At 71.8% G+C, this 15,368-nt stretch carries 12 protein-coding genes and 1 riboswitch; of the genes, 7 read left to right on the top strand and 5 right to left on the bottom strand.

The window, feature by feature from the left end; all coding sequences use genetic code 11:
• The first annotated feature begins 180 nt into the window (after positions 1-180).
• Both ACF09E_RS18770 and ACF09E_RS18765 read left to right on the top strand, forming a co-directional pair.
• Positions 181-1,668 carry an amino acid permease gene (locus ACF09E_RS18770; protein ID WP_392206177.1) on the top strand — a complete coding sequence of 496 codons (1,488 nt, stop codon included), beginning with the start codon at positions 181-183 and terminating at the stop codon, positions 1,666-1,668.
• A 10-nt stretch (positions 1,669-1,678) separates the two neighbouring features.
• Positions 1,679-2,134 (top strand): Lrp/AsnC family transcriptional regulator, encoded by a 456-nt coding sequence (locus tag ACF09E_RS18765; protein WP_015032260.1) that lies wholly within the window; start codon positions 1,679-1,681, stop codon positions 2,132-2,134.
• A 100-nt stretch (positions 2,135-2,234) separates the two neighbouring features.
• On the opposite strand, the gene ACF09E_RS18760 is transcribed toward ACF09E_RS18765, so the two are convergent.
• Positions 2,235-2,792, bottom strand: a complete 558-nt coding sequence (locus tag ACF09E_RS18760) for a Repetin (RefSeq protein WP_392206176.1) — start codon at positions 2,790-2,792, stop codon at positions 2,235-2,237.
• Positions 2,793-3,070: 278 nt separating this feature from the next.
• Between ACF09E_RS18760 and ACF09E_RS18755 the strand changes: the two genes are divergently transcribed.
• Together ACF09E_RS18755 and ACF09E_RS18750 are read left to right on the top strand one after the other, a co-directional pair.
• Entirely contained in the window at positions 3,071-3,877 is an 807-nt protein-coding gene (locus tag ACF09E_RS18755; protein ID WP_392206175.1) for a carbon-nitrogen hydrolase family protein, read from the top strand.
• 68 nt (positions 3,878-3,945) lie between these two features.
• Positions 3,946-5,658: a flavin monoamine oxidase family protein gene (locus ACF09E_RS18750; protein ID WP_388806388.1), complete on the top strand. Its 1,713-nt coding sequence runs from the start codon at positions 3,946-3,948 to the stop codon at positions 5,656-5,658.
• A 41-nt stretch (positions 5,659-5,699) separates the two neighbouring features.
• Here the strand turns inward: ACF09E_RS18750 and ACF09E_RS18745 are convergent, their stop codons facing one another.
• The 3 genes from ACF09E_RS18745 to ACF09E_RS18735 all read right to left on the bottom strand — a co-directional run bounded on the left by ACF09E_RS18745 (position 5,700) and on the right by ACF09E_RS18735 (position 9,267).
• Complete coding sequence (locus ACF09E_RS18745; protein ID WP_392206174.1) at positions 5,700-6,434, bottom strand: DUF5995 family protein; 735 nt, start codon at positions 6,432-6,434, stop codon at positions 5,700-5,702.
• A gap of 73 nt (positions 6,435-6,507) precedes the next feature.
• Positions 6,508-7,908, bottom strand: coding sequence for a uracil-xanthine permease family protein (locus ACF09E_RS18740; RefSeq protein WP_392206173.1), 1,401 nt, complete (start codon positions 7,906-7,908; stop codon positions 6,508-6,510).
• Between the two features lie 144 nt (positions 7,909-8,052).
• Complete coding sequence (locus tag ACF09E_RS18735; RefSeq protein ID WP_392206172.1) at positions 8,053-9,267, bottom strand: MFS transporter; 1,215 nt, start codon at positions 9,265-9,267, stop codon at positions 8,053-8,055.
• Positions 9,268-9,389: 122 nt separating this feature from the next.
• Between ACF09E_RS18735 and ACF09E_RS18730 the strand changes: the two genes are divergently transcribed.
• Complete coding sequence (locus ACF09E_RS18730; RefSeq protein ID WP_392206171.1) at positions 9,390-10,538, top strand: ROK family transcriptional regulator; 1,149 nt, start codon at positions 9,390-9,392, stop codon at positions 10,536-10,538.
• Positions 10,539-10,676: 138 nt separating this feature from the next.
• On the opposite strand, the gene ACF09E_RS18725 is transcribed toward ACF09E_RS18730, so the two are convergent.
• Entirely contained in the window at positions 10,677-13,058 is a 2,382-nt protein-coding gene (locus tag ACF09E_RS18725) for a chitinase C-terminal domain-containing protein (protein ID WP_392206170.1), read from the bottom strand.
• A gap of 242 nt (positions 13,059-13,300) precedes the next feature.
• A riboswitch (FMN riboswitch) is annotated at positions 13,301-13,430 on the top strand.
• 173 nt (positions 13,431-13,603) lie between these two features.
• On the opposite strand from ACF09E_RS18725, the gene ribD reads away from it, so the two are divergent.
• Complete coding sequence (gene ribD / locus ACF09E_RS18720) at positions 13,604-14,701, top strand: bifunctional diaminohydroxyphosphoribosylaminopyrimidine deaminase/5-amino-6-(5-phosphoribosylamino)uracil reductase RibD (RefSeq protein ID WP_392206169.1); 1,098 nt, start codon at positions 13,604-13,606, stop codon at positions 14,699-14,701.
• A 2-nt stretch (positions 14,702-14,703) separates the two neighbouring features.
• Positions 14,704-15,312 carry a riboflavin synthase gene (locus ACF09E_RS18715; RefSeq protein WP_361856464.1) on the top strand — a complete coding sequence of 203 codons (609 nt, stop codon included), beginning with the start codon at positions 14,704-14,706 and terminating at the stop codon, positions 15,310-15,312.
• The last annotated feature ends 56 nt before the right edge of the window (positions 15,313-15,368 follow it).

Raw genomic sequence — 15,368 nt, 5'->3', positions numbered from 1 at the left:
AGTGCGCAACAACCCTGCATTACGAGTGCGAACCTCTGACCCTTAGGCTCGTGCCTCGTACCAGGAGTGGCGTGGACCGTCTGCTCGGCGGTTCCCCTCCCCCGTGGGCGTCCTCGGTGATGCCCGCGTACCGCTGCGGTCCCCCGTCACGACGACAGGCAGCGATAAGGAGCCTCCGCAGTGCTGGACCACGGCGCAGCCCCACCGGTCGAGGAATCGACCACCCGCAAGACCTCCGCTCTCGGCGCACTGACCCGGCGCAAGCCGGTGGAACAGCTGGTCGCAGAGGGTGGACAGGGTGAGGGTGGCAGTCTCCGCCGCTCGCTCTCCATGTGGCAGCTGACCATGATCAGCATCGGCGCCACGCTGGGCACCGGCATCTTCGTCGTCCTCGGCGACGCCGTTCCGAAGGCCGGCCCCGCGGTCACCGTCGCCTTCGTCATCGCCGGTCTGACGGCGCTCTTCTCCGCGCTCTCCTACGCCGAGCTGGCCGGCTCCATACCGGTCGCGGGCTCCTCGTACTCGTACGCGTACGCAACGATGGGTGAACTCGTCGCCTGGGTCTGCGGCTGGTGCCTGGTCCTGGAGTACGGCGTCTCGGTCGCCGCCGTGGCCGTCGGCTGGGGCGAGTACCTCAACGAGCTCCTCGACGGCACGATCGGCGTCACGCTCCCGGCGGCGGTCTCCTCGGCCCCCGGCGAGGGCGGGTTCATCAACCTGCCGGGCCTGATCGTCGTCCTGCTCGCGATGGTCTTCCTGCTCGGCGGCGCCCGCGAGTCCGCCGTCGTCAACACCATCATGGTCTTCGTGAAGATCGCCGCGCTGGTGCTCTTCTGCGCCATCGGCTTCATGGGCTTCAAGTCCGGCAACTACGAGGACTTCATGCCGCTCGGCATGGCGGGCGTCAGCGCCGCCGGAGCCAGCCTGTTCTTCTCGTACATCGGCTTCGACGCCGCCTCCACCGCCGGCGAGGAGGCGAAGGACCCGAAGCGCGACCTGCCCCGAGCGATCATGCTCTCGCTGCTGATCGTCACGGTCCTCTACGTCCTGGTCGCGGCCGTCGCCGTCGGCGCGTGGAACTGGAAGGACTTCGACGGTTCCGAGGCCACCCTCGCCGCGATCATGAACGACGTCAGCGGCCAGAAGTTCTGGGGCACCCTGCTCGCCGCCGGCGCCGTCATCTCGATCGCCAGCGTCGTGCTCACCGTCCTCTACGGCCAGACCCGTGTGCTCTTCGCGATGTCCCGCGACGGTCTCGTGCCCAAGGCCTTCGGCAAGGTCAACGCCAAGACCGGCACCCCCCGCGTCAACACCGTCATCGTGTCGCTGTTCTGCGGCGCCCTCGCCTCCGTCATCCCGCTGGGCAAGCTCGTCGACGCCACCAGCATCGGCACCCTGTTCGCCTTCGCCCTGGTCAACGTCGCGGTCATCGTGCTGCGCCGCACCCGCCCGACGATGGACCGCACCTTCCGCGTGCCGCTCGGCTGGACCTTCCCCGTCCTGGGCTTCCTGTTCTGCGTCTACAACATGTTCAGCCTCGACGCGGTCACCTGGGTGGTCTTCGGTTGCTGGATGGCGGCGGGCCTCGTGTTCTACTTCCTGTACGGCATGCGCCGCTCCCGGCTGGCCTCCGCGCCGGCCGTGGCAGAGACCTCAGCAGAGAAGTGATCCACCCGTAGTGCGACTCAACGACCTCGACGAACGCATCGTCCACGCCCTCGCGGAAGACGCCCGCCGCAGCTACGCCGACATCGGCTCGCTCGTCGGCCTCTCCGCCCCCGCCGTGAAGCGGCGCGTGGACCGGCTCAGGGCCGAGGGCGCCATCACCGGATTCACCGTACGGGTGGACCCGGCGGCGCTCGGCTGGGAGACCGAGGGCTTCGTCGAGATCTACTGTCGCCACAACACCTCGCCGGACGACATCCGGCGAGGTCTGGAGCGGTATCCCGAGGTGGTGTCCGCGTCGACCGTCACCGGCGACGCGGACGCCGTCGTCCAGGTCTTCGCCTCCGACATGCGCCACTTCGAGCGGGTCCTGGAACGCATCGCGGGCGAGCCCTTCGTGGAGCGCACCAAGTCCGTCCTGGTGCTGTCGCCGCTGCTCCGGCGCTTCTCCTCGGGCTCGCCCGCGTAGCACCCGGCGGCTCGGGGTCCCGGCCGTACGGCCGGGCGATCGGAGCGGCGCGGGCCGTGGTTCCTGCGCCGCCCCCGCCCGCCCACCCCCGTGGGGCGGTCTACTCGGTCGGGTACGGGACGTTCCACGGCACCACGTGGAAGTCACCCGTACCGGCCTTCACCTTCTCGAACGGGGCCGAGCTCAGGCACGGGGGCACCTCGAGGTCCGACTCGCGGCCGACCCAGCTGTAGCCGAGCCGGTCGCGCCGGCCGTCGTCGTTCACCGAGACGCCGACCCGCTTCCCCCGGAGGTGTTCCAGGTCGGTCTCCGTGACCACGCCCGTCACCACGGCGACCCGGCCGCCGGTGACGAGACAGTCCACCTTCGCCACGGCGTAGCCGCCCTTCCCGTCCTTGTAGTGGCTGAACCGGAAGGTGCCCGTGGCCGCCTGCGGGTCCTTGACGTCCTTCTTCGCCAGACGGGCGTCGAAGGCGAACGTGATGTCGTCGCCGGCGGGCCGGTAGAGCTCGGCCGTGCCGGTCAGCGCGGCCGCCTCCCGGGACACGCGCGGGCCGTGCCCCTGCTCGACATCCGCCGAGGCGACGGCGATTCCCCCGGCCCCCAGCGTGAGCAGGACGGCGACGGCGACGGCGACGGTCTTCGTACGGCGGTTCATGGTCGTTTCGGTCCTTTCGGCAAGTCAACCGGACGACCACCACTCTTCCGCGGCGCCCGCCGCCCGGCGTCGCGCCGCAGGACGGTTCCCCCTCCGCCGCGCGGCGGAGACGGACCCCGCCCCCGGGCGGAGCCGTACGCAATGAATCGCCGCCGCACCCGTCGATCGCGCAACGGTTCGACGGTCGGTCCGCAACGCTGCCGTCTTGTCCCGACCGAGCGCGAAACCGTACCGTTTTTGACGTCTTCCCCCTGTACTCCGACCTCCGAGGATCACGCATGCCCGCGCTGCGCACCGCCCTGCTCCAGAGCTCCGGTGAGCTCGGTGACGTGGCCGCCAACCTCAAGATCCTCGACGAGGCGGCCGGCCGTGCCGCCGCCGCCGGAGCGGACCTGCTGCTCGCCCCCGAGCTCTTCCTCACGGGGTACGCCATCGGCGCCGACATGGCGCGGCTGGCCGAGCCCGCCGACGGTCCGTCCGCCCGCGCCGTCGCGGCCGTCGCGGTCCGCCACGGCCTCGCCGTCGGCTACGGCTACCCGGAGCGCGACACCGAGCAGCACGGAGTCCTGTACAACGCGGCGAGGCTCGTCGGCGCCGACGGGGAGGCCCTCGCCGACTACCGCAAGACCCACCTCTTCGGCGGATTCGAGACGACCTGGTTCACCCCCGGCGACCGGCCCGTCGTCCAGGCCGACCTCGGCGGACTCACCGTCGGCATGATGATCTGCTACGACGTCGAGTTCCCCGAGAACGTACGGGCGCACGCGCTGGCCGGCACGGACCTCCTCCTCGTGCCGACCGCGCTCATGCACCCCGCCGAGATCGTGCCCCTCTCCGTGCTTCCGGTCCGCGCCTTCGAGAACCAGCTGTACATCGCGTACGCCAACCGGACCGGACCCGAGGGCGACTTCGAGTTCGTCGGCCTCTCCACCCTCGTGGGGCCCGACGGCACCGCCCGGGCCCGGGCCGGCCGCGGCGAGGACCTCGTCCTCGGCGATGTCGACCCCGCCTTCCTCGCGGCCTCCCGCGAGGAGAACCCCTACCTCCGCGACCGGCGCCCGGGGCTCTACGGCTCCCTCGTCTGAGCCGCCCCCCGCCCCGCCCCGCGCAGTCGCCCAGTCTCACCCTTTTCCGTGCAAGGAGTCCGTACCCCATGACGTCCACGGTGCCCACGACCGCCGTCCCCCACAGCGACGGCCAGCCGCCGATCACCATGTTCGGGCCGGACTTCCCGTACGCCTACGACGACTTCCTGGCCCACCCGGCCGGCCTCGGCCAGATACCGGCGACCGAGCACGGCACCGAGGTCGCGGTCATCGGCGGCGGTCTGTCCGGGATCATCGCCGCCTACGAGCTGATGAAGATGGGCCTCAAGCCCGTCGTCTACGAGGCCGACCAGATCGGCGGCCGGCTGCGGACCGTCGGCTTCGAGGGCACCGCCACCGAGGGCCTCACCGCCGAGATGGGCGCCATGCGCTTCCCGCCCTCGTCGACCGCGCTCCAGCACTACATCGACCTCGTCGGCCTGGAGACCACGCCGTTCCCCAACCCGCTGGCCGAGACGACCCCCTCGACCGTCGTCGACCTCAAGGGCGAGTCGCACTACGCCACCACCGTCGACGACCTCCCGCAGGTCTACCGCGACGTGATGAACGCGTGGAACGCCTGCCTCGACGAGGGCGCCGACTTCTCCGACATGAACCAGGCCATGCGCGAGCGCGACGTCCCGCGCATCCGCGAGATCTGGTCGAAGCTCGTCGAGAAGCTCGACAACCAGACCTTCTACGGCTTCCTCTGCGAGTCGGAGTCGTTCAAGTCCTTCCGGCACCGCGAGATCTTCGGCCAGGTCGGCTTCGGCACCGGCGGCTGGGACACCGACTTCCCCAACTCCATCCTGGAGATCCTCCGCGTCGTCTACACCGAGGCCGACGACCACCACCGCGGCATCGTCGGCGGCTCGCAGCAGCTGCCGCTGCGCCTGTGGGAGCGCGAGCCGGAGAAGATCGTCCACTGGGCGCCGGGCACCTCGCTCAGCTCCCTGCACGACGGCGCCCCGAAGCCGGCCGTGACCCGGCTGAACCGGACCGCGGGCAACCGGATCACCGTCACCGACGCCTCCGGCGACATCCGCACCTTCCAGGCGGCGATCTTCACCGCCCAGTCCTGGATGCTGCTCTCCAAGATCGCCTGCGACGACTCGCTCTTCCCGATCGACCACTGGACGGCGATCGAGCGCACCCACTACATGGAGAGCTCGAAGCTGTTCGTCCCGGTCGACCGGCCGTTCTGGCTGGACAAGGCCGTCGACGACGAGGGGAACCCGACCGGCCGGGACGTCATGTCGATGACGCTCACCGACCGGATGACCCGCGGCACGTACCTCCTGGACGACGGCCCGGACAAGCCCGCCACCATCTGCCTCTCGTACACCTGGTGCGACGACAGCCTCAAGTGGCTGCCGCTGTCCGCGAACGAGCGGATGGAGGTCATGCTGAAGTCGCTGGGCGAGATCTACCCGAAGGTCGACATCCGGAAGCACATCATCGGCAACCCGGTGACGGTCTCCTGGGAGAACGAGCCCTACTTCATGGGCGCGTTCAAGGCGAACCTGCCCGGTCACTACCGCTACCAGCGGCGCCTCTTCACGCACTTCATGCAGGACCGGCTGCCCGAGGACAAGCGGGGCATCTTCCTCGCGGGCGACGACATCTCGTGGACGGCCGGCTGGGCCGAGGGCGCGGTGCAGACGGCGCTCAACGCGGTGTGGGGCGTGATGCACCACTTCGGCGGCGCCACCGACGGGACGAACCCCGGTCCGGGCGACGTGTACGACGAGATCGCCCCGGTCGAGCTGCCGGAGGACTGAGCCGTCCGGCCGGGGAGGTTCCCGGCCGGTTCGGAGCGTGCTCAGGGCATGGTCAGCGGGGTGAGGAGCATCCGCCCCACCAGGCCCACCGAGCGGTCGAGGCGTTCCGTGAACTCCTCGGCCAGCTCGGGCAGGCCGCGCAGCTGCCACAGCGAGCGCGCCGCCAGCCAGGCCCCGTCGCGGGCCCGGTCGAGGCTCCAGCAGCCGAGCAGATGCGTCAGCGGGTCCGCGACCTCCAGGAGGTCCGGGCCCGGCATCAGTTCCTCCCGGATGCGCTCCTCCAGGAGGGCCAGGACGTCGCCGACCCGGTCGAACTCGTCCTCCAGATCGGCGGGTGCGCACTCCAGGACCCGGCAGGTGTCGACCACCGCGAGCGCCAGGTCGTGGCCGATGTGGGCGTTGATCCCGGCCAGCGCGAACTGCAGCGGCCGCACCCCGGGATGGCGGCGGTAGCGGAACAGCGGCCGCCAGCACGCGGGGGAGGGGAGGCCGGTGGCCGCCGCGTCCACCGCGGCCAGGTACCGCTCGGCGAACCGCACGTCGAGGGTGGCGGCGGCCCGCCGGTCGGCGAAGCCGCCCGCCTCGATCGCGTGGCCGATCTCCTCGGTGACGGTGAGGTAGACCCGGTTGAAGACGGCGACCCCGTCGGCCGGATGCCAGGCCGCGCGGAACGCCCGCATCCGGTCCACCACGGGGTCGACCGCGAGGAACGGGCCGGACTGCCGCCCGACCCGCCGTGTCTGTTCGCTCTGCCCGATCTGCTGGGTCTGCGCCATGCGGGCAGGCTCCCAGCCGCCGGGCCCGGGAGGGAACTCCTCCGGCCCGGCTTCCCCAGAACGGGCGAATCACTCAGCTCTTCGACGGCGGCTCGTCGCCGGACGTGCTCTCGTACGAGCTGGTGCCGGAGTCCAGCAGCGGCTCCTGCTGCTTGAGGTGGGCCGGGGCGAAGGCCCGCAGCACGTGGTAGCCGGTGATGACCACGATCGTGCCGAGCGCGATGCCGCCCAGCTCGAAGGTGTCCGTGAAGGTCAGCTTCACCCCGCCGACGCCGATGATGATGCCCGCGGCGGCCGGGACCAGGTTGAGCGGGTTGCGCAGGTCGACCTTGGCGTTGATCCAGATCTGGGCGCCGAGCAGGCCGATCATGCCGTACAGGATGACGGTGATGCCGCCGAGGACACCGCCGGGGATGGCGGCGACGACCGCGCCGAACTTCGGGCAGAGGCCGAAGAGGAGGGCGAAGCCGGCGGCGGCCCAGTAGGCGGCCGTGGAGTAGACCCGGGTGGCGGCCATGACGCCGATGTTCTCCGAGTACGTGGTGTTCGGGGGGCCGCCCACGGCCGTCGACAGCATCGAGGCGGCGCCGTCGGCGGCGATCGCGGTGCCGAGCTGGTCGTCCAGCGGCTTGCCGGTCATCTCGCCGACGGCCTTCACGTGTCCGGCGTTCTCGGCGATCAGCGCGATGACGACGGGCAGCGCGACCAGGATCGCGGACCACTCGAAGCTGGGGGCGTGGAACGAGGGCAGTCCGACCCAGTCGGCCGGGCCGACCGCGGAGAGGTCGAGCCGCCAGTGGTCGGCGACCTCGCCGCTCGCGGACATCGAGTGGATCTTGCCGAAGACCAGGTCGGAGATCCACGAGACGGCGTAGCCGAAGATCAGGCCGAGGAAGATCGCGACGCGGGACCAGAAGCCGCGCAGGCACACCACGGCGAGGCCGGTGAACAGCATGGTGAGGAGCGCCGTCCACTGGTCCTGCGGCCAGTACGTGGCCGCGGTGACCGGGGCCAGGTTGAAGCCGATCAGCATCACGACGGCGCCGGTCACGATCGGCGGCATCGCCGCGTGGATGATGCGCGCGCCGAACCGCCGCACCGCGAGACCGGCGAGGAAGAGCACCGCGCCGACGACGAACACCGCGCCCGTCACGGTGGCGCTGGTGCCGCCCGCGGCCCGGATGGCGGCGGCGACGCCGACGAACGAGAGCGAGCAGCCCAGGTAGGAGGGGACCGTGCCGCGGGTCGCGAGCAGGAAGATCGCGGTCGCGAATCCGGACATCATGATCGCGAGGTTGGGGTCCAGGCCCATGAGGACCGGTGCGACGAACGAGGCGCCGAACATCGCCACGACGTGCTGCGCGCCGAGGCCGACCGTGCGGGGCCAGGAGAGCCGTTCGTCCGGGCGGACGACGGCTCCGGGAGCGGGTGTCTTCCCGTCGCCGTGCAGAGTCCAGCGCACGCCGAGGTTCATGAGGTGGCTCCCGTTCTACGGTTCAGGCGGCCGCGTCGCGACCGCAAAAGATCAGCCACATGGTATGCGCCGCCGGTGGTCGGGGAGGTGCGCCCCGGCCTCCGGCGGCGCCGTCCGGTCCGACCGGGCCCGCTGAGGGACCGGCTAGCCGACGGGGCCCGGGGTCCGCTCCGGGGCGGCCTTCGCCGGGGCGGACTCCCGCCCGCCGGAGCGGAGGACGCCCGCGCCCAGCACGAGCCCCAGGGCGAGCAGGGTGACCAGGCCGAACGAGAAGACCAGCGAGGTCGCGTCGGCGATGCCGCCGATCGCCGAGGGGGCGATGAGCCCCGAGGTGTACGTGATGGTGGCGACGCCCGCGATGGCCTGGCTCGGGTTCGGGCCGCTGCGCCCGGCCGCCGCGAAGGCGAGCGGGACGACGACCGCGACCCCGAGGCCGATGAAGCCGAAACCGGCCATGGCGACGGCGGCGTGCGGGGCGGCGACGACCATGACCCCGCCGAGGGTGGCGACGGCGCCTCCCACCCGTACCGTGCGGACCGCGCCGAAGCGGTCCACGACCCGGTCGCCGGCCAGCCGGGCGACGGTCATGGTCAGCGCGAAGGCGGTCGTGGAGGCGGCCGCGAGCCCGGCCGAGCTGCCCAGCTCGTCCCGGAGGTAGACGGCCGACCAGTCGAGGCTCGCGCCCTCGGCGAAGACCGCGCAGAAGCCGACGGCGCCGATGATCAGCGCGGACTTGGGCGGCAGCGAGAAGCGCGGCGGCGCCTCCCCGTCCGGGGTGCTGTGCACGTCCAGGACGCCCTGGCAGCAGACGAGGCCGAGGGCGGTGAGTACCAGGGCAGCGATCAGGTGGTGGAGCCGGGCGTCGCCGCCCAGGTGCGCGGCGACCGTGCCCGCGGCGGACCCGATGAGGGCGCCGGCGCTCCACATGCCGTGCAGGCTCGACATGATGGACCTGCCGAGCCGGTTCTCGGTCTCGACCCCGAGCGCGTTCATCGCCACGTCGGACATGCCGGCGGTCGCGCCGTACACGAAGAGGGCGGCGCACAGGCCCCAGACGTTCGGGGCGAGCGAGGGCAGGGTCAGGGCGAGGGTCCAGAGGGTGAGCAGGCCGCGCAGCGCCGTCCGGGCGCCGAAGCGGTGCGAGACGGCCCCCGCCAGCGGCATCGCGAGGGAGGCGCCGAGCGCGGGGAAGGCGAGCGCGAGTCCGAGCTGGCCCGCGCTCACGCCCGCGTGCTCCTGGATCCACGGGATGCGGGTGGCGAAGCTGCCGGTCACGGCGCCGTGGACGCAGAAGACTGCGGCGACGGCGAAGCGCGCCCGCCGCAGGCGATCGGTGCTGGTGACGGTCTCCGTCGCCATGGGCCCTCCCTGGGTGGTGTGGTGTCGTCGAACGGGTGCGGCCGTAAACTATCAGGAACCCTGCCTGATAAATAGACCGCGGAACGTCCTCCGCACCCGGACGCGTCTGAGAGGATCGCCGCATGGCCGCATCCCCGAGCACCGCACGAGCCATCAACGACCGGTTCGCCCTGCGACTGCTCCAGGACGAGGGACCGTTGACGGCCACTCAGCTCAAGACGCTCACCGGGCTCTCCCGGCCCACCGTCGCCGATCTCGTCGAGCGCCTCCGGGGCTCCGGGCTCGTCCATGTCGTCGGCGAGTCCGGAGCGGAGCGGCGGGGACCCAACGCCAAGCTGTACGGGCTGGTCGCCGACCGCGCCCACCTGGCCGCTCTCGACGTCAGGACGCGGTCGGTCTCCGTCACCGTCACCGACCTGCTCGGCGCCACCCTCGCCGAGGCCGCCGTGCCCGTCGGCGACGACAGCGACACCGGGCCGGCCGTGGAGAAGGCGGTCACGCTCCTGGAGCGGACCGTGCGGGAGGCGGGGGCCGACCGGCTGCACACCGTCGCCGTCGGCGCCCCCGGCCTGATCGACCCGGCCACCGGGGAACTCCGCGACTCCTCGGGGCTGCCCGCCTGGCACCGGCGGCTGGTCGGCGTCCTTCAGGAACGGCTGCCCGCGCACGTGCTCGTGGAGAACGAGACCAACCTCGCCGCCGTCGCCGAACTGCGCGAGGGCGCGGCCCGCGAGCGGGAGGACTTCGTCCTGCTCTGGCTCGGCCAGGGCGTCGGTGCCGCGGTCGTGCTCGGCGGGCGGCTGCGCCGCGGCGCCTCCGGCGGTGCGGGCGAGATCGGCTTCCTGCCGGTGCCCGGAACCTCCGGCCTCCCCTCGGCCACCGGCTGCGACGGCGGCTTCCACGAGCTGGCCTGCGCGGCCGCCGTGGAGGCACTGGCGGCCGACCACGGCCTCACCGCGGCCGAGGCGCTCGCCTCGGGCCCCGACCCCTTCCTCGACGCCCTGGCCCGCCGCCTCGCGATCGGCGCGGCGGCCGTCGTCTCGGTCCTCGACCCCGGTTGCGTGGTCCTGGCCGGGGAGACCGGCCACCAGGGCGGCGCCGCGCTCGCCGCGCGCGTGGAGGCCGAACTGGCCGCCCTCTCCCCGCTCCGCGCGGAGGTCCGCGCGACGGACCTGGGCGACGCGGCGGTGCTGCGCGGAGCCCTGCTCCTGGCCCGCGACGCGGCCCAGGACGAGCTCTTCGGTGCGCCGACCGCGGGGCTCGGGAGCTGAGGCCGTACCCGCGCTCCTCCCGTACGGCCCCGGAGACGCGAGCGCGCCGCGCCCCGGACAGGGGGGCGCGGCGCTGTGGGAGCCCGGCGGCGGCAAGGGCCGTGATGTTCCGCCGCCGGGGGTCTCGGAGGGGGTGCGTCAGCAGGGACCGAGGTCCTTCCAGACGCCCCACTCGCCGGTCGTGCCCGGCGTCTCGTTCTGGGTCCACCACTGGGCCTTGTACTTGCGGCCGTTGTGGGAGACCTCGTTGCCCGCGTTGTAGACCGTGCCCGCGACGTACGCCGGGACCGTGCCGCAGCCGGTGGGCGGCGTCGTCGGAGGCGTGGTCGGGGGAGTCGTGGGCGGGGTCGTCGGAGGCGTGGTGGGCGGGGTCGTCGGCGGAGTGGTCGGCGGGGTCGTGGTGCCCGGCTCCACCACCGTCGTGCCGCGCGCCAGGTCACCGGCGAGGGCGTACGTCGTGCCGTTGATGTTCACCGTCCAGTTGGAGGGGGTGGACACCGGCAGGTAGTAGTTGAACGCGAGGTCGACCGTGGCGCCCGGGGCCAGCGACTGCCAGGCCGGGAGCTTCAGGGAGACGCGGTGGAAGTCGCCCTTCAGGCCGCCCACGTTGCTGCCCGTGTGGTCGCTGCTGATCACCTTGGTGCCGAAGCCCGACTGGTCGGAGGCGTTCGCCGGGGCCGAGGTCCCGTAGTCGAACTGGAACTCCGTGCCGCCCGGGAGGGTGGCCGCCGTGTTGTTGGTGATCTTGATCTTCGGGGTGATCGGGTAGTTCGAGTCGCCGAGCTTGAACTCGGTGAACTGCGCGTCGATCTTCACGGCCTTGGTCGGCAGGGTCGCGTTGGACTTCTTCGCGCCGTACGGGGTGGCCGCCTTGAACTTGTCGTACATCAGCGAGGTGAGGGTGTCGCCGATCTCGTACTGGCCCTTGGTGGCGTTCCAGTCGTAGTCGCCGGCCATCTCCCAGACCATCGTGCCGCCGATGCCCTTGTTGACCACGTAGTCGGCCTTGGCGGCCACCGACTGCTCGTCCTCGGTGGAGAGGAAGACCTTCTTCTGCGCGTTCCACAGCCACGGCGCGACCAGCGTCGAGTCGTACTTGCGGGTGTAGGTGCCGGTCAGCGTGGTGTTCGCGGGGAAGCCGTACTGCGTGACGTAGTCGCCGACGATCCCCTTCTCGAGGTTCTTGGCGTGCCACATCGGGTTGGAGCCGGCGGGCGACTCGACGCCGTTGGTGTCCTTGTCGTGCCACAGGTTGTCGATGCCGGTGGCGCCGTCACCGCACTTGGTCAGACCGGCGCCGGCCGGGCAGGTGGACGCGGTGGCCTTGCCCCACAGGCCGTCGGTGCCGCCCTGGACGTTCTTGTGGCCGCGGGTGTAGTACGGCAGGCCGATGTTGATGCGGCCGGCCGGCATCGAGCCGCGGAAGTAGTGGTAGGCCCAGTCGGTGTTGAGGTACCCGATGTTGCCGTACTGCGCGGAGCCGTAGACGTTGGCCGCGGCGAGCTCGCCGTCCTTGCCGTCGTCGAAGAGGGAGGCGTTGGGCCCGACGTACTCGTTCCAGGCGCCGTGCAGGTCGTAGGACATGATGTTGACGTAGTCCAGGTACTTCTGCACCTGGAAGGTCTCCATGCCGCGCAGCAGGTAGCCGGAGGAGGGGGCGGCGACGGTCAGCAGGTAGTGCTTGCCGTCGGCGGCGCCGGCCACGTCCAGCTTCTCGCGCAGGGACTTCATGAGGGCCGCGTAGCCCTGCACGAGTCCGGCGCGGCGCGCGTTGGCGATCTGCCAGTCGAGCGGGTTGCCGGCGTCCTTCATGGTCGTCGGGTACTCGTAGTCGATGTCGACGCCGTTGAAGCCGTACTTGCGGATGAAGTCGACGGACGAGGCGGCGAAGGTGTCGATCCCGGCCTGGTTGACCGAACCGTCGGCGTTCGTGGCCATCGAGTAGAAGCCGCCGGAGTTGACCCGGCTGCCGTTGTCCGCGAAGTAGCCGCCGGTCTCGGCCCAGCCGCCGACCGAGATGAGGGTCTTCACGTTCGGGTGCTGCTTCTTGAACTTGTTGAGCAGGTTGAAGTGGCCCTTGTAGGCGTACGCGGGGTCCATCTCCGCTCCGGCCACACCGGGCCAGGTCATCCCGGTGGCCGCGTTGTTCGGACCGTCCGTGCCGACGGAGAGCTTGTTGTCCGAGCCGATGTGCCCGAAGGCGTAGTTGATGTGGGTGATCTTCTCCCACGGGATGTCCTTGGCCAGGTACGCGGGCTGGCCGTTCTTGCCGTCGCGCCAGCCGGTGAAGTAGCCGATGACCCGGCGCTGGTGGTCCGCGCCCATCTTCTCGCGGCCCTCGGTGTCGTAGACCGAGCAGTACGGCACGTCGACGCCGGCCGTCTTGTAGAGCCCGTCGGGGCGACAGGACTCGTTGTCGGCCGCGTACGAGACGCCGCCGGAGAGCGAGCTGAGCAGCAGTCCGGCGACGGCTGCGCCGGACGAGAGCAGCGAGGCTCTTTTCGCGGTGGGGGACAACACGATCGGTTCCTCCTGGGGAGGTGGGAGAACACAACGAACAAGGGGGTGGGTCGTGTTGGGCCCGTGGGGTGCGCACCCCGCCGGACCGTTCCTCGGAGGTGACACGGAGATTAAGAGGACTAGACCAGTGCGTCAATAGGTCTGGACCAAAGAAGAGTTCTGTGGGACCCTGTGAGCCAGACCACAGGAATCCGGCCACGACGCCCCTCGCGGGTCGTGGCACACTGGCCCTGTATCAGCAGCAGCGCACTCCGGGGTCGGTGTAATTCCGAACCGGCGGTATAGTCCGCGACCCGTCCGCAGCCAGCGGCCGGTTGACCAGGTGAGATTCCTGGACCGACGGTGAAAGTCCGGATGGGAGGCAGTGCGCGGCGGGCGACCCCTTTCCGGGGTGTGCCGGCCGTACGTCCGCTGGTCGCCGTATCGACACCGATCGGCGTACCCGTGCGACCGCGGCCCCGGCGCACCCTGCGCGAAGCGTCGTCCCGCTCTCTGTCGTCATCGACAGGCCCCGGAGTCCGTGCCCGAAGAGGCAGGAGGACCCGGTGGCCCAGCAGGCCGACATCACCGCCATGCGACGCGCCGTCGAGCTCGCCGCACGCGGTCTCGGCGCCACCAGCCCCAACCCCGTCGTCGGCTGCGTCATCACCGACGCCGCCGGACACGTGGTCGGCGAGGGCTACCACCGGCGCGCCGGCGGCCCCCACGCCGAGGTCCACGCCCTGCGCGAGGCGGGCGCCCTCGCGCGCGGCGCCACCGCCTACGTCACCCTCGAACCCTGCAACCACACCGGCCGCACCGGCCCCTGCGCGCAGGCCCTGATCGAGGCCGGGATCAGCCGCGTCCTCTACGCCGTCGGCGACCCGAACCCCCAGGCCACCGGAGGCGCCGACACCCTGCGCGCCGCCGGCGTCGAGGTCCGGCAGGGCCTCCTGGAGGCCGAGGCGGAGGCGGGCAACATCGCCTGGCTCGGCTCCGTGCGCCACGGCCGCCCCTTCGTCCGCTGGAAGTACGCCGCCACCCTCGACGGCCGGATCGCCGCCGCCGACGGCACCTCCCGCTGGATCACCTCCCCGGAGTCCCGCGCCGACGTCCACCGGCTGCGCGCCGAGGCCGACGCCGTCGTCGTCGGCTCCGGCACCGCCCGCGCCGACGACCCCCACCTCGCCGTCCGCGGCGTCGAGGGAGCCGTCCAGCCGCTCCGGGTGGTCGTCGACACCGAGGGGACCGCCGTGAAGCCCGGCGCCCGGATCCTCGACGACGCGGCCCCGACCCTGATCGCGATCGCGCGGGACGCCGCGACCGGCCTCGACGACGCCCGCGTCCTCCGCCTCCCCAGGGCGGACCGCGGCCTGTCCGTACCCGCCCTCCTGGACGCCCTCCACGCGCGCGGCGTCCGCTCCGTCCTCCTGGAGGGCGGCCCCACCCTCGCCGGCGCCTTCGTCGCCGCCGGCGCCGTCGACCAGGTCGTCGGCTACCTCGCCCCCGTCCTCCTCGGCGCCGGCCCGAACGCCCTCGCCGACGCAGGAATCAGCACCATCACCGAAGCGTTGCGGCTCGACGTCACCGACACCGTCCGCATCGGACCCGACCTCCGCGTCACCGCCGCCCCGCACCCCACCGCCGTCCCCAAGGGAGCCTGACCGTGTTCACCGGAATCGTCGAAGAGCTGGGCGAGGTCACCGCCGTCGAGCAGCTGGCGGACGCCTCCCGCTTCCGCCTGCGCGGCCCCCTGGTCACGGAGGGCGCCCGGCACGGCGACTCCATCGCCGTCAACGGCGTCTGCCTCACGGTCGTCGAGACCGCCGACGGCGAGTTCACCGCCGACGTCATGGCCGAGACCCTCAAGCGGTCCAGCCTCGGCGCCCTGGAGACCGGCTCCCGCGTCAACCTGGAGCGGCCCATGGCCGTCGGCGGCCGCCTCGGCGGACACATCGTCCAGGGACACGTGGACGGCACCGGCACGATCCTGGAGCGCACCCCGTCCGAGCACTGGGAACTCGTCAAGGTCGGCCTGCCCGCCCACCTCTCCCGCTACGTCGTCGAGAAGGGCTCCATCACGGTCGACGGCGTCAGCCTCACCGTCGTCGAGGTCGCCGACGACTGGTTCACCATCAGCCTCATCCCGACCACCCTCGACCTGACCACGCTCGGCATCAAGCGGTCCGGCGACCCGGTCAACCTCGAAGTGGACGTCATCGCCAAGTACGTCGAGCGGCTGCTCGGCCCGAACGCCGGGGAGGGCGACAAGTGAACTGGCTCAACTCCGAGGCCTTCAGCGCGTTCGGCCAGCACATCCTGTGGTCCGAC

It is taken from the genome of Streptomyces sp. NPDC014891 (assembly GCF_043081085.1).
Classification (GTDB): Bacteria; Actinomycetota; Actinomycetes; order Streptomycetales; family Streptomycetaceae; genus Streptomyces.
The sequence above is the reverse complement of the archived record's forward strand: the minus strand, read 5'-3'. Positions and strand labels throughout refer to the sequence as shown.